The organism is Streptomyces melanogenes (assembly GCF_014649795.1).
GTDB lineage: Bacteria > Actinomycetota > Actinomycetes > Streptomycetales > Streptomycetaceae > Streptomyces > Streptomyces noboritoensis.
On the sequence record NZ_BMTS01000001.1, the window covers coordinates 570,265 to 590,841 of the forward strand.

Annotated in this window: 21 protein-coding genes; 7 read left to right on the forward strand and 14 right to left on the reverse strand. The window is 71.1% G+C overall.

What is annotated here, in order from left to right:
- The first annotated feature begins 47 nt into the window (after window positions 1–47).
- Window positions 48–407 carry a zinc ribbon domain-containing protein YjdM gene (locus IE252_RS02560; RefSeq protein WP_190087552.1) on the forward strand — a complete coding sequence of 120 codons (360 nt, stop codon included), beginning with the start codon at window positions 48–50 and terminating at the stop codon, window positions 405–407.
- Between the two features lie 15 nt (window positions 408–422).
- On the opposite strand, the gene IE252_RS02565 is transcribed toward IE252_RS02560, so the two are convergent.
- Complete coding sequence (locus tag IE252_RS02565) at window positions 423–1,208, reverse strand: polysaccharide lyase family 7 protein (protein WP_190087553.1); 786 nt, start codon at window positions 1,206–1,208, stop codon at window positions 423–425.
- A gap of 288 nt (window positions 1,209–1,496) precedes the next feature.
- Here IE252_RS02565 and IE252_RS02570 point away from each other — a divergent pair, with 288 nt between their 5' ends.
- Both IE252_RS02570 and IE252_RS02575 read left to right on the forward strand, forming a co-directional pair.
- Window positions 1,497–2,060 carry a hypothetical protein gene (locus tag IE252_RS02570; RefSeq protein ID WP_229847870.1) on the forward strand — a complete coding sequence of 188 codons (564 nt, stop codon included), beginning with the start codon at window positions 1,497–1,499 and terminating at the stop codon, window positions 2,058–2,060.
- Window positions 2,061–2,229: 169 nt separating this feature from the next.
- Window positions 2,230–3,015: an MIP/aquaporin family protein gene (locus IE252_RS02575; protein WP_229847872.1), complete on the forward strand. Its 786-nt coding sequence runs from the start codon at window positions 2,230–2,232 to the stop codon at window positions 3,013–3,015.
- On the opposite strand, the gene IE252_RS02580 is transcribed toward IE252_RS02575, so the two are convergent.
- A complete protein-coding gene (locus IE252_RS02580) occupies window positions 3,008–4,540 on the reverse strand; it encodes a carboxylesterase/lipase family protein (RefSeq protein ID WP_190087555.1) in 1,533 nt (510 codons plus the stop codon). The genes IE252_RS02575 and IE252_RS02580 overlap by 8 nt on opposite strands.
- A 164-nt stretch (window positions 4,541–4,704) precedes the next feature.
- Between IE252_RS02580 and IE252_RS02585 the strand changes: the two genes are divergently transcribed.
- Window positions 4,705–5,520, forward strand: coding sequence for a phosphotransferase enzyme family protein (locus IE252_RS02585; protein WP_229847874.1), 816 nt, complete (start codon window positions 4,705–4,707; stop codon window positions 5,518–5,520).
- Here the strand turns inward: IE252_RS02585 and IE252_RS02590 are convergent.
- Window positions 5,498–6,793, reverse strand: a complete 1,296-nt coding sequence (locus IE252_RS02590; RefSeq protein WP_373298494.1) for a 3-deoxy-7-phosphoheptulonate synthase — start codon at window positions 6,791–6,793, stop codon at window positions 5,498–5,500. The genes IE252_RS02585 and IE252_RS02590 overlap by 23 nt on opposite strands.
- A 253-nt stretch (window positions 6,794–7,046) precedes the next feature.
- Here IE252_RS02590 and IE252_RS02595 point away from each other — a divergent pair, with 253 nt between their 5' ends.
- Window positions 7,047–7,868: a mycofactocin-coupled SDR family oxidoreductase gene (locus IE252_RS02595; RefSeq protein WP_229847876.1), complete on the forward strand. Its 822-nt coding sequence runs from the start codon at window positions 7,047–7,049 to the stop codon at window positions 7,866–7,868.
- Between the two features lie 13 nt (window positions 7,869–7,881).
- Here IE252_RS02595 and IE252_RS02600 read toward each other — a convergent pair whose 3' ends face one another.
- Window positions 7,882–8,523: an HAD-IA family hydrolase gene (locus IE252_RS02600; protein WP_190087558.1), complete on the reverse strand. Its 642-nt coding sequence runs from the start codon at window positions 8,521–8,523 to the stop codon at window positions 7,882–7,884.
- 100 nt (window positions 8,524–8,623) lie between these two features.
- On the opposite strand from IE252_RS02600, the gene IE252_RS02605 reads away from it, so the two are divergent.
- Window positions 8,624–9,487 (forward strand): MaoC/PaaZ C-terminal domain-containing protein, encoded by an 864-nt coding sequence (locus IE252_RS02605; RefSeq protein ID WP_190087559.1) that lies wholly within the window; start codon window positions 8,624–8,626, stop codon window positions 9,485–9,487.
- Between the two features lie 21 nt (window positions 9,488–9,508).
- Here IE252_RS02605 and IE252_RS02610 read toward each other — a convergent pair whose 3' ends face one another.
- Together IE252_RS02610 and IE252_RS02615 are read right to left on the reverse strand one after the other, a co-directional pair.
- Window positions 9,509–10,486 (reverse strand): GDP-L-fucose synthase family protein, encoded by a 978-nt coding sequence (locus tag IE252_RS02610; protein WP_190087560.1) that lies wholly within the window; start codon window positions 10,484–10,486, stop codon window positions 9,509–9,511.
- Between the two features lie 8 nt (window positions 10,487–10,494).
- Window positions 10,495–11,811 carry an acyltransferase domain-containing protein gene (locus IE252_RS02615; protein WP_190087561.1) on the reverse strand — a complete coding sequence of 439 codons (1,317 nt, stop codon included), beginning with the start codon at window positions 11,809–11,811 and terminating at the stop codon, window positions 10,495–10,497.
- 127 nt (window positions 11,812–11,938) lie between these two features.
- On the opposite strand from IE252_RS02615, the gene IE252_RS02620 reads away from it, so the two are divergent.
- Window positions 11,939–12,490, forward strand: a complete 552-nt coding sequence (locus IE252_RS02620; RefSeq protein WP_190087562.1) for an AAA family ATPase — start codon at window positions 11,939–11,941, stop codon at window positions 12,488–12,490.
- Window positions 12,491–12,563: 73 nt separating this feature from the next.
- Here the strand turns inward: IE252_RS02620 and IE252_RS02625 are convergent, their stop codons facing one another.
- The 8 genes from IE252_RS02625 to IE252_RS02660 all read right to left on the reverse strand — a co-directional run bounded on the left by IE252_RS02625 (window position 12,564) and on the right by IE252_RS02660 (window position 20,568).
- Window positions 12,564–13,679, reverse strand: coding sequence for a hypothetical protein (locus IE252_RS02625; RefSeq protein WP_190087563.1), 1,116 nt, complete (start codon window positions 13,677–13,679; stop codon window positions 12,564–12,566).
- A 4-nt stretch (window positions 13,680–13,683) separates the two neighbouring features.
- A complete protein-coding gene (locus IE252_RS02630) occupies window positions 13,684–14,934 on the reverse strand; it encodes an MFS transporter (RefSeq protein WP_190087564.1) in 1,251 nt (416 codons plus the stop codon).
- A 60-nt stretch (window positions 14,935–14,994) separates the two neighbouring features.
- On the reverse strand, window positions 14,995–16,116 hold the full coding sequence (locus IE252_RS02635; RefSeq protein WP_190087565.1) for an inositol-3-phosphate synthase: 1,122 nt from the start codon (window positions 16,114–16,116) through the stop codon (window positions 14,995–14,997).
- A 74-nt stretch (window positions 16,117–16,190) separates the two neighbouring features.
- Window positions 16,191–17,183 (reverse strand): Myo-inositol dehydrogenase Hyg17, encoded by a 993-nt coding sequence (hyg17, locus tag IE252_RS02640; protein WP_190087566.1) that lies wholly within the window; start codon window positions 17,181–17,183, stop codon window positions 16,191–16,193.
- Entirely contained in the window at window positions 17,180–18,475 is a 1,296-nt protein-coding gene (locus IE252_RS02645) for a glycosyltransferase (RefSeq protein WP_190087567.1), read from the reverse strand. Before IE252_RS02645 ends, hyg17 begins: the two co-directional genes overlap by 4 nt.
- Before the next feature lie 25 nt (window positions 18,476–18,500).
- On the reverse strand, window positions 18,501–19,241 hold the full coding sequence (gene fabG, locus IE252_RS02650) for a 3-oxoacyl-ACP reductase FabG (RefSeq protein ID WP_190087568.1): 741 nt from the start codon (window positions 19,239–19,241) through the stop codon (window positions 18,501–18,503).
- Window positions 19,238–20,281, reverse strand: coding sequence for a cysteine peptidase family C39 domain-containing protein (locus IE252_RS02655; RefSeq protein WP_229847878.1), 1,044 nt, complete (start codon window positions 20,279–20,281; stop codon window positions 19,238–19,240). The genes fabG and IE252_RS02655 overlap by 4 nt, the downstream gene beginning before the upstream one ends.
- Window positions 20,278–20,568 carry an acyl carrier protein gene (locus IE252_RS02660; RefSeq protein ID WP_190087569.1) on the reverse strand — a complete coding sequence of 97 codons (291 nt, stop codon included), beginning with the start codon at window positions 20,566–20,568 and terminating at the stop codon, window positions 20,278–20,280. Before IE252_RS02660 ends, IE252_RS02655 begins: the two co-directional genes overlap by 4 nt.
- Between the last annotated feature and the right edge of the window lie 9 nt (window positions 20,569–20,577).

Consider the following 20,577-nt stretch of genomic DNA (forward strand, 5'->3'; position numbering starts at 1 on the left):
CCGCGTCCGGCGCGCAGGTCATACCTTGGCGCGCATACACTTCTGCGGTGGACGAGAACAACCTTCCCCCCTGCCCCGAGTGCTCCGGCGCGTACACCTACGAGATGGGCGCGCTGCTGGTCTGCCCGGAGTGCGGGCACGAGTGGTCACCCGGGGCCACCACGTCCGATGCGGGTGAGGGTGAGGCCGGGGTGATCAGGGACGCCGTCGGCAATGTGCTCGCCGACGGCGACACGGTGACCGTGATCAAGACCCTGAAGGTCAAGGGCAGCCCGACCGGCATCAAGGCGGGCACCAAGGTGCGCAACATCCGCCTCGTCGACGGTGTCGACGGGCACGACATCGACTGCAAGGTCGAGGGCTTCGGGTCCATGCAGCTCAAGTCCAGCGTGGTCAAGAAGGCCTGACCGGTGCCCGTGCGCTCAGCCGTGGGACACCGTGAGTTTGTAGAAACCGACCCGGGCGCCCTTGGTGGTGCTGTCCGAGGACGACTGGTTGTATGACCCGGCCTTGAAGTACTGCTTGTAGCCGTTGAAGGACGACGGGATCGGGTAGTGGGTGGTCGTGCCGTTGACCGTCAGGTCGATGGTGTGGCCGCCCGAGACGCCGATCGTGTAGCTCCACGTCTTGCCGACCGGGACATGGCCCACCGGGTGCGGGGTCTGGCCGCCCGAGGGGGAGTTCTCCGTGCCGAGGACGATGTCGCCGCTCGACCGGTAGTACAGCTCCAGCAGCGGTTTGGTGGACGAGCCGCCCGTGCCGAGGTGGATCTGCCCCACGCAGACGTTCGACGTCACGGACACCACGCGCAGGGTCGCGTCGAGCCGGTGCGTGCCGCTCAGCGACCAGTTCGCGGGGCTGCCGTCGCGGTTCATCTCGCGCAGCTCGGAGCGGGCGTAGTGGGAGTTGGGCGTGGTGACGCCCTTCTCCGGCGCCCAGAACGTCATCGCGCCGTCACGCGTGTCCGTGTAGAAGTACGCGTCCTGGAAGCCGTTGGCCCCCTTGAGCCGGGACGGCGGGATCGTGGTCGGCGAGCCGGGGGAGCCCACCGGTTCCTGGAGCGACCACACGGAGAGGTCGAAGTTGCCGCCGGGGGCGACGGTGGGGCTCGTGCTCGCTGTGGTGGCCGAGGCGGTGGGGGTGGTGAGCGCCAGGCCGCCTGCGGCGGTCGCGGTGGTCACGTATATGAGCAGGGTGCGGATGCGCATGAGGGATTCCCGTCGAGTGGGGGAGTCGAGGGCCGGGTCAGTGCTCTTGGAGGTCTTGACAGCCATGCGAATTCATATCTATGAACCTTGTGTTACGACGTGAACGTGGAGAACCGTAGAGCTCTGGCGTGACCGCGTCAATGGATCGCGCCAACGGCGTGAACCGGCCAAGCGTTCCGCTCACCGGAACGGCTGATCGCCGGGCGGCCCGCCGGACACTACGGTGAGGTCACCTCCGCCCGACGACGTAGAGAGGCAGGGATCGCCTTGTCACGAGCGAAACTTCGGATGCTGGCCGTGGGGGCCGGGATGGCCGCCGCCGTGGCCGTCACCACCCCCGTCCCGGCCGCCCAGGCCGCCGGGTCGGCCGCGCCGCAACGCGCCGCCGCCTGCTCCTACAACGTGCCGAGCCAGTTCCTGCGGCGTTGGAACGACAACCATGGTGCGGACGGCGGGTTCGGCTGTCCGGTGCAGGAGGCGTTCCAGTACGGGAACGGGCTGTACCAGTGGTTCGCGAAGGGCGCGATGGTCTGGTCCCCGAACCAGGGCGCCAACATGGTCACCTCCGTCCAGCGCTGGGGTGCCGGTCTGCGGTTCGACTGGGGCCTGAGCGACGGCTACAACTACGACGGCTGGCTCATCAACATCCGCCGTGACGGCCAGGACATCAACGGTGACCAGGAGTGCATCGCCCACGGCGGCGGCAGCGGCGACTGCGGACGGTACGACGGCACGGTGTACTGGAACACCCTCCAGCCCGGCCAGTACCGCATCTCGGTGGAGGGGTGTGACATCGGCTCGGGCCACACCTGCCGCCAGGGCTGGACCCTTCCCGTCTACGAATACCTGTAGCCCCAGGGCGCGACGGCAGCCCGCGTACCCCGGCGCAAGATGGTGTTTCCGGTCATTTCGCGGCTGGTTGGTTGCTTCGGTGCTCTCCGGTCGGGCGGCGGTTCTACCCTGCGGCTGTTCGCGACCGCCCGATGGGCAGGGGGCGGTTGGCCAGTGCGAGGGGGGATCGGTGGCCTACGGGGGAGTACGGGCGGAGGAGGTCGCGGCGGGCCCGCCGGGGCTTGTGCCGGGGAGTGCGCCATGGCGGGGCGCGGCCGTGGAGTGCGCGCTGACCGCCGTCATGATGTTCTGCGTGGTGACGATGGTGCGCTGGCTGCTCGATCCGGCCTCGCCGCTCTTCATCGCGGACCTGCATCTCGCGCTGGGCGTCGTCGGTGCCCTGGTCGCGGTCCTGCTGGTGGGGCTGATCCTGAGCCCGCCGGGCCGAGGCTCGGGGGCACACCTCAATCCGGCCGTCAGTGTGGCCCTGTGGCTGATGCGGGCCTTCCCGGGGCGTGCTGTTGTTCCGTACGCCGTGGGGCAGTTGCTCGGCGGACTGGCCGGGACCGCGCTGGGCCGGTTGGTGTGGGGGCCAGTGCTGCAGTCGGCGGCTCTCAGCGACGGACTGGCCCGCCCTGCTCCCGGCCGCTCCTCCATGGCGGTGTTCGCCCTGGAGGCGGCGAGCTTCGCGGCGGTGGCCCTGCTCATCAGCTTCTTCGTCGCGCATCCGGGGCTTGCCCGGCCGATGCCGTACGCGGTGGGGCTGGTGGTCGGCCTGATCATCGCGCTGCTCGGCCCGGTGAGCGGCGGGGCGGCCAACCCGGCCCGTCAGCTGGGCCCGGCGGCCGTGTCCGGCACGACGACGGCACTCTGGGCGTACTTGACGGCACCGTTCCTCGGCGCCGCGCTGGGGGCGCTGGTCCACTACGGGTTCACGTCGAAGCGCGCCAAGTCGGATACGTCCACCTCTAGTTGACCATCCCGTTGTTCAGCGGCAGTGCGGGAATCGTGTGATCCTGCCAGATCCGGCGGGAGGTTTCCTCCGGGTACGCGGTGACGGTCGGCCGGGTGTCGAAGAGCTGCACGAGGCGCTGCTCGGTGTCGTACGCGGGCCAGCCGGGGTCGCCCTGGGTGGCGAACGCCGTCCAGGCGGCGCGCATACGGGCGGACAGCTCCTCCGCCTCCGGGGACGGGCCCTCGCCGATGAGCATGGCGGGCTGGCCGCGGTCCAGGTTGCCGAAGACGAGCGGGACATCCAGACCGTGGCAGGCGCCGAGGGCGCCGCCCATGCCCGGGGCGGGCCAGGTCAGCTCGTAGACGTGGGCGCGTCCGCCTGCGGCGGTCTGGGCCTCGGCGAGGTGGAGGCTCGGCATCCGGAACAGGTAGTCGGACTGGACCAGTTCGTACAACTCGTCCGGGGTGGCCGCAGGGAAACCGTCGAGGTAACCGCGTGGGCCGCCCTCGCCGGGGGCGAAGGCATCCAGGGTGGCCGCGGCCTGCTCCTGTGTCACCTCGCCGAGCAGGCCCGCGAGCGCGGTGAACAGCCGTTGTTCGTCGCGGGTGTGGCCGACGAGGAGCTCGACGTCCCGGCCGGCGCCGTCGGCCAGGGCCTGCCACGGGGTGACCGGCAGGGTGTCACCGTCGACGATGGGCGAGAACGGGATCGACCTCTGCGCGGGCTGCCCCCAACGTTCCGCCCACTGCGTCATCTTGGCGCCGACCGCGTCACCGGCGGCGGACAGCCGGACCGGGTCCACCGTGGACAGGTCGGCCACCGTGGGCCTCAGCCCCAGCTCGGCGGCGCACGCGGTGGCGATGTCGGCGGCGAGCTCCGGCGTGAAGAACGTGCCCTGCACGCTCTGGGCGACGGCCCGCCCGAAGAGCCCGGCCGCGCGGGGCATCGCAAGCAGCGCGGCCACCGATCCGCCGCCCGCCGACTGACCGAAGACCGTGACGCGGTCCGGGTCGCCGCCGAAGGCGCGGATGTTGTCACGCACCCACTCCAGCGCGGCCACCTGGTCGAGCAGGCCCCGGTTGGCGGGCGCGCCCTCGAACTGCCCGAACCCCTCAAGCCCCACACGGTAGTTGAACGTCACCACGACGACCCCGCCCTCGCGCGCGAGACGTCCGCCGTCGTACTCGGGCAGCCCGGACATGCCGATCACATACGCGCCGCCCTGGATCCAGGCCATCACCGGCAGCCCGGCGCCGGGGCTCGGCTCCGGCGACCATACGTTCACGGTCAGCCAGTCGTCGCCCACCGTGTCCCGCGCCAGCGCGTCCATACCGAAGTGGCCGCCTTGCGGGGGCGGCGGCCCGTACGCCGCGGCCGCCCGCACCCCGTCCCACCCCCGAACGGCCCGAGGCGCCGCGAACCGCAGCGCACCGACGGGCGCCTCGGCATACGGAATCCCCCGAAAGACCCCCACCCCCGCCTCCCGACCACCACGCACTGCCCCGGCCGCCGTACGGACCACGAACTCGGACGCGGCACCACTCATCACGACTCCCTCAACTGGGCAGGCGGCGCGACCGCAGGGGCTCGCATCGGCCCGGACACTTCGGATGATCCCGCCGTGTCATGGGGGGCGCCACTCAATTACGGGCGCAGTCGAGGTCGATAGTCCGCCCCACGCCTGATCGACCTGCCGGTAGCGTGATCGGTATGACAGCTGAGGGTGGGATGGCAGAGGGCGAAGCCTTGGTGGGTGGCATGGTGAATGTGGGGGCGGTCTTCCGGGACGGTGACGTGGTGGAACGTCCGGCGCCGCGCACCGCACGCGCCCTTCATGCCCATCTCCGCGCGCTCGCGGAGCACGGGTTCGACGCGGCTCCGAGGCCGGTCGGTCTCACGGAGGATGGCCGCGAGCGGCTGACCTTCATGCCCGGTGATGTCGCTCTGCCGCCGTATCCGCGCTGGGCGATGACCGAGACCGCGTTGAGGTCGGTGGGAAGTCTGTTGCGGCGCCTGCACGACGCCAGCGCGGCCGTCGCGGTCGACACAGGTGCGGAGTGGCCCCGGTCCCTGGCCGACCCGGAGGGAGGGACGATGCTGTGCCACAACGATGTGTGTCCGGACAACGTCGTCTTCCGTGATGGTCGTGCCGTAGCCCTGATCGATTTCGACATGGCCGCCCCCGGCCGAGCAGTGTGGGACGTTGCCATGACCGCCCGCTACTGGGTTCCCATGCTTGATCCCACGTCTGCGGCAGTTCTCCACCCCGGGGGACTGGACGCGCCGACGCGGCTGCGGATCCTCGCCGACGGCTACGGCCTCTGCCCGCAGGAGCGCGCTGAACTGCCCGGCGTCATCGAACAGGCCACCGCAACCTGCCGGGCCTTCGTCGCCGACCGAGTGGCCGATGGCGATCCCCTCTTCACCCAGGCGCTGTCCGAGCAGGATGGTTGGCAACGTTGGGACCGTATCCAGGGGTGGCTGGTGGCTCAGCACGATGTTCTCACGGCTGCCCTGGTGAAGTGAACAGCATCTCCCCGGCCAAAGAAGCCAGTTCAATGGCCTGGGTGCGGTTCAGGCGGGGGTCGCAGGCCGTGGTGTAGCGGTGGGGGAGGTCCGTGGGGGAGAGGTGTTGGGGGCCGCCCAAGCACTCCGTTACGTCGGTGCCCGTGAGTTCCACGTGTAGGCCGCCGGGGTGGGTGCCCAAGGCGCGGTGGACCTCGACGAAGCCGCGGATCTCGTCCAGGACGCGGTCGAAGTGGCGGGTCTTGTATCCGTCGCGAGACTGCACCGTGTTGCCGTGCATCGGGTCGCACTGCCAGACGACCGCGTGCCCGGACGCGGTGACCTTTTCCACGATCGGTGGCAGCACGCGCCGCACCTCCGTGCTGCCCATCCGGCTGATCAGGGTCAGGCGGCCCGGCTCGTCGTGCGGGTCGAGGCGTTCCACGTACTCGACCGCCTGCTCCGGCGTGGTCGTCGGGCCGATCTTGACGCCGATCGGGTTGGCCAGGAGCTCGGCGAACGCGAGGTGGGCGCCGTCGAGTTGACGGGTGCGTTCGCCGATCCAGAGGAAGTGCGCCGACAGGTCGTACGGCTGTCGCTCACCCCGTACTCGTACCATCGACCGCTCGTAGTCGAGCAGCAGAGCCTCGTGGCTCGTGAAGAGCTCGGCCTCGGCGCCGCGTCCGACCGCGCTTGTCGCGCGGAGCGCACGTACCACCGTCATCGCGGCCGTCGCGTTGACGTAGGCGCGGAGCATGCGGTGCGGGTCGGGGACGCGGGACTCGGCGGTCGCCTCGCGGTCGTTGACGATGTCTCCCCGGTAGGTGGGGAGGCCCACGGTGTCTATCGGTGAGGAGCGGGGTTTGGCGTATTGGCCTGCGAGCCTGCCGACCGTCACCACCGGCAGCCCGGTCGTGGACGTGAGTATCGATGCCATTCGATGCAGGGTGTCGACCGTGCCCGCGATCGCGTGCTCGGTGGTCCCTGCGAACGTTTCCGCGCAGTCACCGCCCTGGAGCAGGAACGCGGTGCCGGTCGCCACCGCGGCCAGGTGACTGTGCAGCCGGTCGACCTCTTCCGCGTTCACCACCGGTGCCACACCCTCAAGGATCGCCCGCACCTCGCGTACGGCCTCGGGGTCGGGCCACTGCGGCTGCTGGGCGGCGGGGCGGGCGAGCGCGCGGTCCAGCGCAGCGCTCAGGCCGTCCGGTAACGGCTCGTCAGGAAGTGGTCGGGGCGGCGGCGACGGCCGTGCGGGGCCGAACCGAGGAGCCGCAGGCGCTTGTCCGTTCAACGATCCCCCTCGTACGGCTCGGCAGGGCAGGGTGCGAGCCGGTGGCGTCATTACGGAGTCGGGCGGGGTGCGAGCTGAGAAGTGCGAGACGCGGGATGCGCGGTTTCTTCTCCGATCTTATTGCCTCCGCCGTCTGCGACAAATGCCGTACGGGTGTGGCGAGTCAGTCCAGTTGGACACGCGTGAACTATGGCGTGCGCCTCGCTAGCGTGGGTCAGATCTGACCCCTTGGGAACGTCGTCTCCGGAAGGACATGTACGTGAGTGGACTGATGCGGGGCAAGGTTGTTCTGGTGACCGGCGCGGCCCGCGGGCAGGGCCGTGAACACGTCGTACGGATGGCGGGCGAGGGCGCGGACGTCATCGCCGTCGACCTGTGCGCGACACTGCCCGGCGTGGCCTACGCCTCCTCGGAACCCACCGACCTCGACACGACCGTCGCCCTGGCGGCGGAGTCCGGGCAGCGGGTCGTGCCCCTCGTCGCCGACGTCCGTGACCTGGCCGGACTGCGCGACGCCGTCGACGGAGCCGTGGAGAAACTCGGGCGCCTCGACGCCGTCGTGGCGAACGCGGGCATCTGCATACCCAGCGCCTGGGACGAGGTCACCGAGGAGATCTTCCGCGACACCATGGACGTCAACGTCACCGGTACGTGGAACACCGTGATGGCGACCGCGCCCCACCTCGTGACGGCGGGCGGCGGCTCCATCGTGCTGATGAGCTCCTCGGCCGGGCTGAAGGTGCAGCCGTTCATGATTCCGTACACGACCAGCAAGTTCGCGGTGCGCGGCATGGCGAAGGCCTTCGCCGCCGAGCTCGCGCGGTTCGGGATCCGGGTGAACAGCGTGCACCCGACCGGCGTCGACACCGCGATGGGCAGCCGCGCCATGCTCACCCAGGTCGCCAAGGCGAGCATGGCCGATCCTCGACTGCGCGGCATGCTGGTCAACATGCAACCGGTGGACGGTATTTCGGTCGAGGACGTGGCCAACGCGGTGTTGTTCCTGGTGTCCGACGCCTCCCGCCATGTCACCGCGCACGCCATGGCGGTCGACGCCGGGGTCAGTGAGTTCTGAGGAGCGGGGTCGCTCAGCTCCTCGCCGACGGCACCAGGTTCTCGACGGTCTCCCGCAGCCGGGTGCGCAGCACCTCGGGGCTGCTGACGTGCAGGGTGCGCATGCCCAGGTCGCGCGCGGCCGCGATGACGGCCGTCCGGTCGTCGACCATCAGCGCCTCGCGGGGTTCGACTCCGCAGCGGTCCAGCGTCGCGGCGAAGTACTCGGCGGAGGGCTTCACCTGGCCCACGCGCCATGAGGAGCACAGGTGGTCGAACAGCCGGTAGTGGTCGTGGCGTTGGTTCTTGAGGTGGTCCCAGTGCTCGGCCTCGTTGTTGGCCAGGACCAGGGTGAGCTCCGGACGGGCGCGGGCCACCTCGGCCAGCTCCACGATGTTGGCGCTGTAGTAGCGGAGGTTGGCGGCATACAGGCGGTCCACCCACTCCCCGTCGAAGGCGTCCGCGAAGGGGCTGCCCGCCTCCTCCAGGAGACCGCGCAGGACGTCGTGCGCATGGCAGGCGCCGCTCTCGTACGTATGGGCCGATGAGAGCACGGCACCCAGCAGCCGGCTCTCGTCGACGGCATAGCGGTGTGCGATGTCCCGTATGAAGGACGTCTCCTCATTGATGTTGTTGAACAGAACTCCACCCGCGTCGACCAGGAGTGCTCGAATCATTTCCTCAATCCCGTCTCGGTCTCAGTAGTTTCAGCCATGCGTAATTTTTCGGCCATACGATGCGGTGGCCCATTCCGAAGTGGTGGAAAGGAGCGGCGCTATGGCGCTCTATCGCGATCTCGTCGGGCGGACCTGGGATTCCGGGACCCGGCAGTGGACATTCTCGGACACCTCCCTCTATGCGCTCGGAGTGGGCGCGGGCGGCGACGACCCGGCCCGCGAGCTGGAGTTCACCACGGAGAATTCCGCGGGAGCCATGCCCTCGGTCCTGCCGACCTTCGCGGCCACCCTCGTCTCCCGGCGGGCCGAGCCCGCGCTCGGGGACTTCGACGTGTCGCAGCTGCTGCACACCCAGCAGACCCTGACGCTGTACGGGCCGCTCCCCGTCGAGGGCACGGCGGCCACGACCTCGCGGCTGGCCGCGCTGCGGGACCGGGGGAGCAGCGCGCTCGCGGTCATCGAGTCCTCCTGCGTGGACCCCGCCGCGGGCCGGCCGCTCGCCGACATCCGCACCGGGCTGACCATCAGGCGCGAAGGCGGCTTCGGCGGTGAGCCGGGCGAGGACGAGCCGTGGGAGCGCCCTGAGGGGGAGCCCGACCACACCGCGGACTACCGCACCGCTCCTAACCAGGCACTTCTGTACCGGCTCAGCGGCGACCCGAACCCGCTGCACTCCGACCCCGCGATCGCCGCCCGTCTCGGCTTCCGCCGACCCCTGCTGCACGGCCTCTGCACCTTCGGCTTCACGGGCCGGGCGCTGCTGCACGCGCTCTGCGGAGGCGACCCGGCCCGGTTCGGGACGATGTCGGCGCACTTCACCGCGCCCGTGTTTCCCGGCCAGGAGCTCACCGTACGGATCTGGGAGCGCGGGGAGTCGGCGCTCTTCCAGGTCCGCGCCCAGGGCAGGGTCGTCCTGGACCGAGGCACGTTCGCCCGGCGCTCCACCGGCTCGGCGGGAGGCTGAACGGGAGAGCACCGCCCCAGGTCAGCGGCCATCGGGGCGCCCACCCGGTCCGGCCAGGGTGTCCGCGTACCAGCGCACGGTGCTCCGTACCCCCTCCGCCAGCCCGATCCGCGGCTTCCAGCCCGTGGCGAGCAGCCGTGAGACGTCGAGGAGCTTGCGCGGGGTGCCGTCGGGCCTGCTCGCGTCCCAGGTGATCCGGCCGGTGAAGCCGGTCGCGTCGGCCACGAGGGCGACGAGGTCCGCGATCGTGAGGTCCTCGCCGACGCCGATGTTGACCGGCGACGGGTCGTCGTAGTGCGCCAGCAGGTGCAGACACGCCGCCGCCAGGTCGTCGACGTGGATGAACTCCCGGCGCGGTGTGCCGCTGCCCCACACGACGACCTCCTCGGCGCCGGAGAGGACCGCCTCGTGGAAGCGCCGGATCAGCGCGGGCAGGACGTGCGACCGGGTCGGATGGAAGTTGTCGCCGGGGCCGTAGACGTTGGTCGGCATGGCGGAGATCCATCGGCGGCCGTACTGCCTGCGGTACGACTTCACCGCGATCACCCCCGCGATCTTCGCTATCGCGTAGGCGTCGTTGGTCTCCTCCAGCGGGCCGGTGAGCAGGGCGGACTCCGGGATGGGCTGGGGGCTGTGCTTCGGGTAGATGCAGGAGGAGCCGAGGAACAGCAGCCGGTCCACGTCGGCCGCGTGTGCCGCCGCGAACAGGTTGGTTTGGATCCGGAGGTTGTCGTTGAGGAATTCCACGGGTTCGGCGTCGTTGGCGGCGATGCCGCCGACCCGCGCGGCCGCGTCGATCACCACGGTGGGCCGGAGCGAGGTGACGTGGTCGAGCGTCGCGCGGGCGTCGGTGAGGTCCACGTCCGAGGAGCGGATCCCGACGACGGAGGTGAACCCCTCGGCGCGGAGGCGGCGCACGACGGCGGAGCCCACGAGCCCGGACGAGCCCGCCACGAGCACGGTCGCCGACGGGTCAAGGGCGGGGGAAGCTGCGGGCATGGGTCTTTTCATCCTCGGTCGGCGCGGTGGGCGGGCGGCTTCTGGTCCGTGACCTCGGCTCGTATGTGGTCGTCGAGCGCCGGGATCTCCAGGCCCCGGCAGTGCAGCGCCCCCAGCAGGCGCAGCAGCGAGACCGGCTCGGGGGTCTGGCGCTGGCCGGAGGCGACCACCAGCGGATCGTCGATGCCCTCGGCCCGCAGCGTCTCGCGGAGCGGCGGGATCAGCACCGGATGCGGCCCGATCTCCACGTACGCCCGGATGCCCCGCCGGGCCAGCGACGACACCGCCTGGGTGAAGCGGACCGGGCGGCGCAGATTGCGCGCCCAGTAGTCCGCGGTGGCGAGCCCGACCGGGTCCGGGTCGGCGTCGACCGTCGAGATCCACGGGATGTGCGGCGTCGCGGGGGCGACATCGGCCAGCTCGGCACGGAGTTGCGGCAGCACGCTGTCGACGAACGGGCTGTGCGACGCCGCGTTGATACGGATCAGCCGGCACCGCACCCCCTCGGCCTCCAGCGCGCTCACCAGCGCCCGTGTCGCCTCGCCCGCGCCGGTGACCACCGTCTGCTGCGGCGCGCTGTGGGCGGCGACGACCACCGTCCCCGGGATCCGCTCGCACCGGCGCGCGGCCGTGTGCCGGTCGAGGTTGACCGTCGCCATCGCCCCGCCGTCCCCGGCCTTCGCGAGCAGGCGGGAGCGTACGGCGACGACCCGCGCCGCGTCTTCGAGGGTGAGGGCGCCCGCGACATGGGCGGCGGCGACCTCGCCGAGGCTGTGCCCGACGACCGCCTCCGGCCGCAGGCCCAGCGACCACAGCCAGTGGGCGGTGGCGACCTGGACGGCGAAGATCAGCGGCTGGGTCGTGTCCGGCGGGCCCAGCTCCCCGTCGGCCGTGCTCAGCAGTGGTTCGATGACGCCGTTGGGCAGCAGTACGTCGAGTTCGCGGAGCACCTTCGCCGCCTCGGGCGCCCAGTCCAGCAGGGCACGCCCCATGCCCGGCCACTGGCTGCCGTGGCCGCCGAAGCACCAGGCGGTCCGGGAGGCGGCGCCGTCGGCCCGTCCCGACACCCAGCGCGGACTGGGCAGTCCGTCGGCGAAGAAGGACAAGCCCTCGACGAGGCCCGCCGTATCGGTGGCCGCGACCGCGAGGCGCTCTCTTTCGTGTCCGGCGGAAAGGAGCCGAGCGGGCAGGACCGCCTCGGGCCGGGCGCCATCGGCCAGCATTTCGGCGGCCGTTCGGGCAGTTTCCGTCAACGCGGCCCGGTCGGCGGCGGAAAACGTCAGCAACCACGGCGGGGGAGGCGGCACCGCATTGGTGTGGGGCATGGGAACTCCCTGGTTCCGTAAACGGGGATCGGACAGGTCGTCAGTACTTGCTACGATCGCTGCGCTGGCAATACCGGACCGTTGAACGGGCCGTTGGCCGATAACGCGATAAAGGAGTAGAGGAAGCATGCCGGAAACCTCCTTCCAGGGCCAGATCGTTGACACCGAACCCGCCTCCGACGTATTTCTCGTCATCGGCATTCCAGGGTCCGGAAAGAGTTCGGTGTCGGCGGCGCTGGCCCGTCGGTTCCCCCTCGGCGCGCACATCGAGGGCGACCACCTCCAGGACCTCATCGTCGCGGGCGGACATCTGCCCTCGCCGGACGAGGATCTGGAGGCGGACCGCCAACTGCTGCTGCGGGCCCGCAACGCGTCGGTGCTCGCGCGCAGTTTCCACGCCGCGGGTGTCGTTCCGGTCATCGACGACGTGGTGGTCCGGCGCGCCCATCTGGAGTTCTACCGGGAGCAGTTGAAGGACCTGCCGCTGCGCCTGATCGTGTTGGCCCCGGCGGCCGACGTCGTGTCGCGGCGGGTCGCGGAGCGGGACAAGGTGTTGGCGGACGACTGGTCGTTCCTGGACGACGCGCTGCGTAACGAACTCGCCGGTGAGGGAACGTGGTTCGACAGCTCCGACCTGACCCTGGAGGAGACGGTCGACGCCGTTCTGGCGAAGGGCTGAGCGGTTGAGGAGCAGGTGAAGAGTCCGGCGCGGGCGATCCCCGAGGATCCCCGCGCCGGACTCATCGTTTTTCTCAGCCGCCGTCGACGCGGCGCACCGCGCTCAGCCAGGTGCGCATGAGGTAGGCGCTGCGGTGCAGGAACGCCCTCGCCTCCTGCGACCAGGCCCCGCCCCGCGCCTGCTCGGCGAAGTCCTCCAGACCGTGGCTGAGGGACTCGTAGGCCTCACGGTAGTCGCTGCCCTGGAGCTCGAACTCCCTCAGCCAGGCGAGGAGTTCGTCCATGAAGCGGATCGCGGGCAGCTCGATGGCCAGGTCGTTGAGCAGATCGTGTGCGTTGCGCTCGTGGTTGACGAGAGGGCCGCCGAACCTGACCGAGTGGCCGAGGTGCTTGGCGCACGCGGCCACGAAGTATCCGCTGAAGATGTCGCCGAAGCGCTCGACGGCGGCCCCGCCGATGGGCTGGCCCATCCGCAGGAAGTAGTAGGCGGGCAGGGCGTCGTGGTGCACGGCGGTGTTCTGGGAGTTGACCGGGCACCAGGTGTCCCTGGCCAGTACGGCGGGTTTGCCGTTGTAGGCGGTCACCCTGGGCCGGACCGCGAGCCGGGTCACCGCGTCCACGTCCGGATCGTCCAGCCACAGACCGGCGTTGATCCGTACGTCGGCCACCTCTTCGGTGCTGGTGACCTCGGTGGGAGTCTCGCGGGGGCCGTACGGGAAGCCGCGCGGGAAGACCCGGCAGGGGCTCACTTCGAGCAGGTCGCAGGCGTTGAACCAGCCGTTGCCGGCCGACACCACGCGGTGCGGCACCGGGCCCTGCAGCACCACCCGGTGCTCGTCGAAGAAGGGGCTGTCGATGGGCAGGTTGTCGTCGTCCATGGAGACCGCCATCGCGCTGCCGTTCAGATAGGACAGCAGATAGCCGATGTTGCGGCGGTTGTCGGAGTCGTACGGGATCAGATCCGGCACACCGAGCTTCGCGAGCAGCCGGTCCTGCTCCTCCACGTCGGGGGAGACGATGGTGGCGCCCCGGCCGCGGGCCTTGTCGCAGGCCTCGTAGAACGACCTGGGGGTCTTGCGGTCGGGGATGACGACGAGCCGGGAGCCGGATTCGGCGAGGGTGTCGGCGTAGTGCTCCAGGAACGACCCGGAACCGATGGTTGTGATGACGATGTCGATCGTCTCAGACATGTGGTCACTCCACAGTAGGAATGTCCCGCCAGTACCGTAAGCGAGACGACGCGGTGATGAGCGGGGCGCTGAGCCAGAGGAACATCACGACGGCCAGCGCGGCCCGGGGGCCGAAGAGGCTGCCCAGGCCGCCGCCGACGAGGCCGCCGAAGAAGAGCATGCCCCGGCTGATGAACCGGACGCAGGCGACGGTCCGTTGCAGCAGGTCGGGCGGTGTCAGCAGTTGTACGAGGGTGGCCTGGCCGACCGTGAACACGGAGAACCCGGCGTGGAAGAGCAACGCCCCGCTGAAGAAGAGGAGCAGCCCCGGGCCCGGCCGGGTCATCGGCAGGAGCAGGCCCGCCGGTGCGAGGACGGCGGCGGGGATCCACACGGCCCGCGCCGTGCCGAGCCGGCGGCTGACGCGGCCCGCGCTGAACGCGCCGATCAGACCGCCGATGCCCACCGACCCGAGCAGCATGCCCAGGGTGCCCGGGGCCACCCCGACGTCGTGGGCCAGGAAGATGACGACGAGGGCTTCGTACGCGGCGAAGCAGCAGTTGCCGACGGCCGAGCCCGCGATCGAGGCCAGGATGACCGGGCGCCGGGTGACGAACCGTACGGCCTCGGACAGTTCGGCCCACATGCCCTTCGCGCCGGACGCCGACGAGGTCGCCTCGATGTGCGAGCGCATGAGGAGGTTGCACGTCACTGACGCGCCGAAACCGGCCGAGTTGAGCAGCGGGGCGTGCTCGGGGCCGAGCAACTGCACCGTGAAGCCCGCCAGTGTTGGGCCGAAGGCGAGCGAGACGGCGCGGGCGATCTGGAGGCGGATGTTGCCGTAGACGAGTTTGTCCTTCGGCAGCATCCGCGGCGGCATGGACAGATACACGATCTCGTAGAACACGGTCGCGCAACTGACCAGCACATTGGACAGGTACAGGTGCCACAGCGCGAGGTGCCCGGTCGCGGCGAGGACCGGCACCATGGTGACGATCAGCGCGCGGCCGAGGTCGGCGAGCAGCAGCATGGTTCTCGGGGGCAGTCGCCCGCTGTACACCCCGGCGGGCAGGGTGAGGATCAGCCAGGGCAGATACCCGGCCGCCGTGATCAGACCGACCTCGCCGACCGACGCCCCGAGGGTCTGGGCGGCGAGCAGCGGGAACGCGACCACCGTGGACATCCCGCACAGCTGGCTGATGCCGCTGCCGATCCACAGTAGCCGGAAGTCCCGTTCGCGGACGGACTCGGGCGCCAGGGTGGCGGGACCGGACATGACGGGTGGCCTCTTCTTCCTCGGTCCGCGTGGGATCCCGCTCCGGGAGCCCTCGGTGGGTCACGGATGTGCTTGTTCGGCGGGGGTTGCTTCGGCAGCGGCTGCCTGGTCAGGGGAGGCCGCGATGAACGCCTCGACCGCGTCGAAGGCCTCCGAGTCGCGGTACTGCTCGGGGGGTGACTTCATGAAGTACGACGACGGCGCGAGCAGCGGCCCGCCGATCCCCCGGTCCAGGGCTATCTTCGCCGCCCGTACGGCGTCGATGATGACACCCGCCGAGTTGGGCGAGTCCCACACTTCGAGCTTGTACTCCAGGTTCAGCGGTACGTCGCCGAACGCGCGGCCCTCCAGACGTACGTAGGCCCACTTGCGGTCGTCGAGCCACGGCACGTGGTCGGAGGGCCCGATGTGCACGTCGTCCTTGCCCAGGGTGTGGTCGATCTGGGAGGTCACCGCCTGGGTCTTCGACGTCTTCTTCGAGACCAGCCGCTTGCGTTCGAGCATGTTGCGGAAGTCCATGTTGCCGCCGACGTTGAGCTGCATGGTGCGTTCGAGGTGGACGCCGCGGTCCTCGAAGAGGCGGGCCAGCACCCGGTGCGTGATGGTGGCGCCGACCTGCGACTTGATGTCGTCGCCGATGATCGGCACGCCCGCCTCGGTGAACTTCGCCGCCCACTCGGGGTCGGAGGCGATGAACACGGGGAGCGCGTTGACGAAGGCCACGCCCGCGTCGAGGGCGCACTGGGCGTAGAACCGGTCCGCGTCCTCGCTGCCGACGGGCAGGTAGGAGATGAGGACGTCGGCCCCGGTGGCGCGGAGTACGGCGACGACGTCGGCCGGGTCCTCGGCGGACTCCGTGATGGTCTCGCGGTAGTAGTGGCCGAGCCCGTCCAGGGTGGGCCCCCGCTGCACGGTGACGCCGGTGGGTGGGACGTCGCAGATGCGGATGGTGTTGTTCTCGGACCGGGAGATGGCGGAGGAGAGGTCCTGGCCGACCTTCTTGGCGTCCACGTCGAACGCGGCGACGAACTCCAGGTCGCGTACGTGGTAGCCGCCGAACTCGACGTGCATCAGGCCGGGGACGCGCTGTGCCGGGTCCGCGTCGGCGTAGTAGTGCACTCCCTGGACGAGCGAGGCGGCGCAGTTGCCGATGCCGGCGATGGCCACGCGGATCTTGCTCATGGTGTTCCCTTCGCAGAGTCGCCGTATGAAGCGTCAAGAGTCGAGGTGCCGATGGGGGTTGCGACGAGGGTTGTTCAGAGGGCTATCGGGACCGACCCCGTTCTGGCCGACCGCTCGGCCGCCAGCGCACACCGCAGCGCCTCGTACGAGTCGCGCCAGCCACCGGCGGCCGACGTGGCGGACCCGCCCGCGGCCACGGCCAGGAACGCCCGCGCCTGTTCGCGGTAGGCGGTGGCGAACCGGTCCCAGTACCCCCGGAACCGCGAGGTGTCCACGCTGCCCGCGCCGGGTGCCTCCGCCCGGGTGAGACCGGCCTGCAAGTTGCCCTTCTCGCCCAGGACTTCGGCCCGTACGTCATAGCCCACCGGCTGCCACCGGCCCGCCGAGAGCGCGGCCAGCGTGCCGTCGTCGAGCCGGACCGTCGCCGTGACCGTGTCGAAGTCGCCGATGTCCGCGAGGCCCGCGCCGGAGAGCGCCGAGCCGTCCGCGACGACCTGGACGATCCGGCGGCCGGTGAGCCAGCGCACCATGTCGAAGTCGTGGAGCATGAGGTCGGTGAAGATGGAACCGCTCTCGCGCAGCCGCGCGAGGGGCGGCATGGACACATCGTGCGAGACCAGCCGGAGCAACTGCACGCGCCCCAGCTCCCCGCCCGCCGTACGGGCCCGCAGATCGGCGAGGCCCGGGTCGAAGTGGCGCTGGAAGCCCACCCACAGCGGCACACCGAGCTCCTCGGCGCGGGTGCCCAGGGCCTCGGTGCGGGCGAGGTCGATGGTCAGGGGTTTTTCGCAGAGGGTCGGCACACCGGCGTCGATCAGCGTGCCCACCAGCTCCGGGTGGCTCGTGGTGGCGGCCGTCACCAGCGCCGCGTCACAGCCGCCGGACACCAGCTCCTCGACCGACTCGGCGACGGTCCGCGAAGGCACGTCTTGCGCCAGTTTCTCGGCGCGGGCGCGGTCCGCGTCCACGCAGACCACCCGGTACGGGCCCAGCGCGTCGAGGTGGTCGGCGTACATCGCGCCGATCTGACCGCAGCCCACGACGCCCACCACCATCCCGGCGCTCATCGGCCCGCCTCCGTCACCGGCGAGAGCGCGGAGTGGGCCAGCGCCACCAGGTCCGTCGCCTCACGGCACTCGCGCAGCCGGGCACCCCAGTGCGCGGCCCGCTGGGTGAACGCGGGGTCGCCGAGCACCTCGGCGATGCCCTTGCGGACATCGTCGGCGCCGACGCACGGCTGGTCGGACGGGCCCGAGTAGCGGTCGCTGAAGGTCAGCCGGCCGTACGGGGTGGTCTCACTGGTGCGCAGCAGCACCCCGGAACCGGTGTCCTCGACCAACTGCCGCCCGTTCATCTCCTGTTCGGACATGAACGGCATCACGACCTGCGGTTTGCCGTGCAGCAGGGTGGCGAGGACGGTGGCCGAGCCGCCGTGGTCGACCACCACGTCCGCCCACTCCAGTGGGGTGTCCAGGCCGGTGAAGCCCGCCACCACGACGTTGTCGGGCACCGCGAGGCCGCCCTCGAAGGCGAAGCCGCTGGACACGTAGACGCTCCACGGCTGGTCGGCGCAGGCGTCCAGGACGTTCTGCAGCGCCTGGCGGCCCACCGTGCCGCCGCTGCCGATGGTGACGTACACCTTCGGCCGGTCAGTGCGCGGGGGAGCGGGGCCGTCGGAAGCCACCGCCGGGTTCCAGTACATCGGCCCGACGAAGTGCAGCGCACCCCGGTGGGGAGAGCCGTCGACCGGCTCCAGCGCGGACAGGCTGGACACCAGCGTGACCTCGCCCCACAGCAGGTGCTCGGCGCGCGCCACCGGGCCCAGGCCCAGCTCGCGCGAGACCCGGTCCCACACCGGCAGGCTCGACGGGTGCGGCAGCAGATCGCGCGGCGCCACCGTCGACCACGGCATCCACCCGTTGGCGCGCGGGGTGATGAAGTCCGCGTCGGCGAGCGAGACCACGGGGATGCCCGCGGCCCGGGCGGCGAGGGCGGCGGTGGGGCACATGTCGATGACGACGAGCGTCGGGCGGTACGCCTCGATCAGCTCGGCGTCGGCGGCGACCCGGCGCTGGACGCGCTCGACGCGGTGGTAGGTCGCGGCCACCGCGAACACCCGCTCCACGTCCGCGAACGGCAGATACGGCGGCATCGGGTGCCGGTCGGGCGGCCTCGGCGCCTCGGGCTCGGACTCAAGGACCGGGAAGCCCGCCTCGCGCACCATGGCGTTGATGCCGCAGTCCGCGAACGCCACCTCGTCGCCCGCTTGGGCCAGCGCCGAGGCCAGGGCGAGACAGCGGCCGGTGTAGGCCGCGCCACCGCCCCAGCCCCAGGGGAAGAACAACACTCGCTCGGTCACACGTCCTCCAGCTCGTCGGTCGTCCTCATACCGTCAACCCGCCGTCCACCGCGATCACTTGCCCGGACACATAGGACGCCGGGGGAGAGCACAGGAAGCCCACCACCGAGGCGATCTCGTCGACGCGGCCCGCCCGGCCCAGCGGTGTGCGGTCGAGCACGCCGTCCCGCGCCCTGGCGGACAGGCCCTGGTAGGCGGGGGTGTCGGCGATCAGTCCGGGGGCCACGCAGTTGCAGGTGATGCCGTACCGGCCGTACTCGCGCGCGGTCGTCCACGCCAGCCCGTGCAGGCCGGACTTGCTCGCCGCGTACGCCGCCTGGCCGGGCTGGCCGCGCAGCCCCGCCACCGAGGAGACGAGGACGATCCGCCCGCCCCCGTGCCGCGTCATGGCCTTCACCCCGGCCCGGACGCAGCGGAACGCGCCGCTCAGATTGACCGCGATCTGGTCGTCCCACTCGTCCTCGGCCACGTTCAGGAGCAGCCGGTCGCGGTGCACCCCGGCGTTGACCACCAGCGCGTCGAGCCGGCCGAACTCCTCCACGACCTTGCCGACCACGTGCTCGCCGCTGTGCGGGCGGGACAGGTCGGCGGTCAGGGCGAGCGCGGCCGCGCCCGCGGCGCGCAGATCCTCGACCACGGCCGCCGCGGCCTCCTCGTTGCGGTGCGCGTGCACCCCCACGGCGTAGCCCGCCATGGCCAGCGAGTGGGCGATCGCCCGGCCCAGAGGGCCGGAGCCGCCGGTCACCAGGGCCACCTGTGCGGTCATGGCGCCGCTTCCTCGCGTACGGGGAAGCAGGTGCTCTCGATCTGTGCGAACCGGGCGCGCAGCCGGGCGGAGGCGCCGGGGTCGGCCGCGCCCTCCCGGCCGCCCGCGGCGACCAGGGCCTCGCGCAGCCGGTCTAGGGCGGCGCGCAGCGGACGGCCCAGCTCCAGGACGCGCGGATACACCGCGAGCGGGTCCGGCTTCTCGTGCGCCGCGATCAGTGCGATGCCGAGCCGCTTGGCGTGCACCCGGGCGTCGAGCGCGGCCTTGCGTACGGCGGCCAGCTCCGGGGGCAGGGCGAGCTGTTCACCGGGGGCGGGGGCCACGGCGAGCGCGTTGGCGTAGATGAACAGCTGGGGCTGGATGTCGCCGAGGACCAGGACGTGCAGGGCCCTGGCCGTCACCGCGCTCAGCCCGGTCGCGGTGAGCTCGTCGAGGAGGCCGCCGAGGGCGTCCGCGCCCACCGAGAGCAGCGCGGTGTCGCGGTGCAGCCGCTCGGCGAAGTACTCCCGCGGGTCCCGGTGGTCCGGCGCGTCGGTGACGGTGACCGTGCCCACCCAGGTGAACAGGGCCCGCAGCGCGGGCGTCAGCGTCCAGTGCCGGCGGAAGCCGTCGGCCGGGTCGGCGTCGGTGTCCAGGACGGTCATGACGCTGTCCCGCGCCGACCAGTCCACCGCGAGCACCGCGTGGTCGTGGAAGTGGAAGCGGCCCTCGTACACGTCGCCGGGCAGGTGGAAGCGGTCCGGCAGCACCATCACCGGCTCGCCCGCGCCGAGGCGCTCCAGGAGGAACGGCACGTTGCGGCTGCCGTCGTCGAACTCGGTGCGGTAGTCCACCCGGCAGCCGTCGAAGTCCTTGGCCAGGTCGCGGCCCACCGGGTCGAGGGGGCCGTTGAGCGCGCGGGCGACCGCGAGCGGGTCGAGGCCCCGGAAGTGCAGGACGGACTCGACACAGCGCAGTACGCAGTTGAGCCCGTCCAGCGCGCGGTCCTGCCACCCCAGCGCCCCCAGCTGGTCGAACTGCGGGGTCATCGTGGCGGTCACCGCAGCTCTCGCCCGGCGGTCCGCGCGCGGGCGACCAGGGTGTCGGCCAGGTGCCCGAGGTTGTCGAAGGCCGTGCCGTCGGTCTCCTCGCCGCTGTAGGGCACGCCCCACTTCTCCTCGAAGCGGGACAGGACCACGATCAGGTCCAGGGAGTCCATGCCTATCTCGTCGAGCGTGGTGGTCTCGCTGAGCTGGTCGGGCAGGTGGGGGCGTTCCGCGAGGACGGTGGTGATGAGCTTCATGACGTGCTCGCGGTCGATGGGCTGTGCGTCGGCACCGTTGGTCATGTCCTTCTC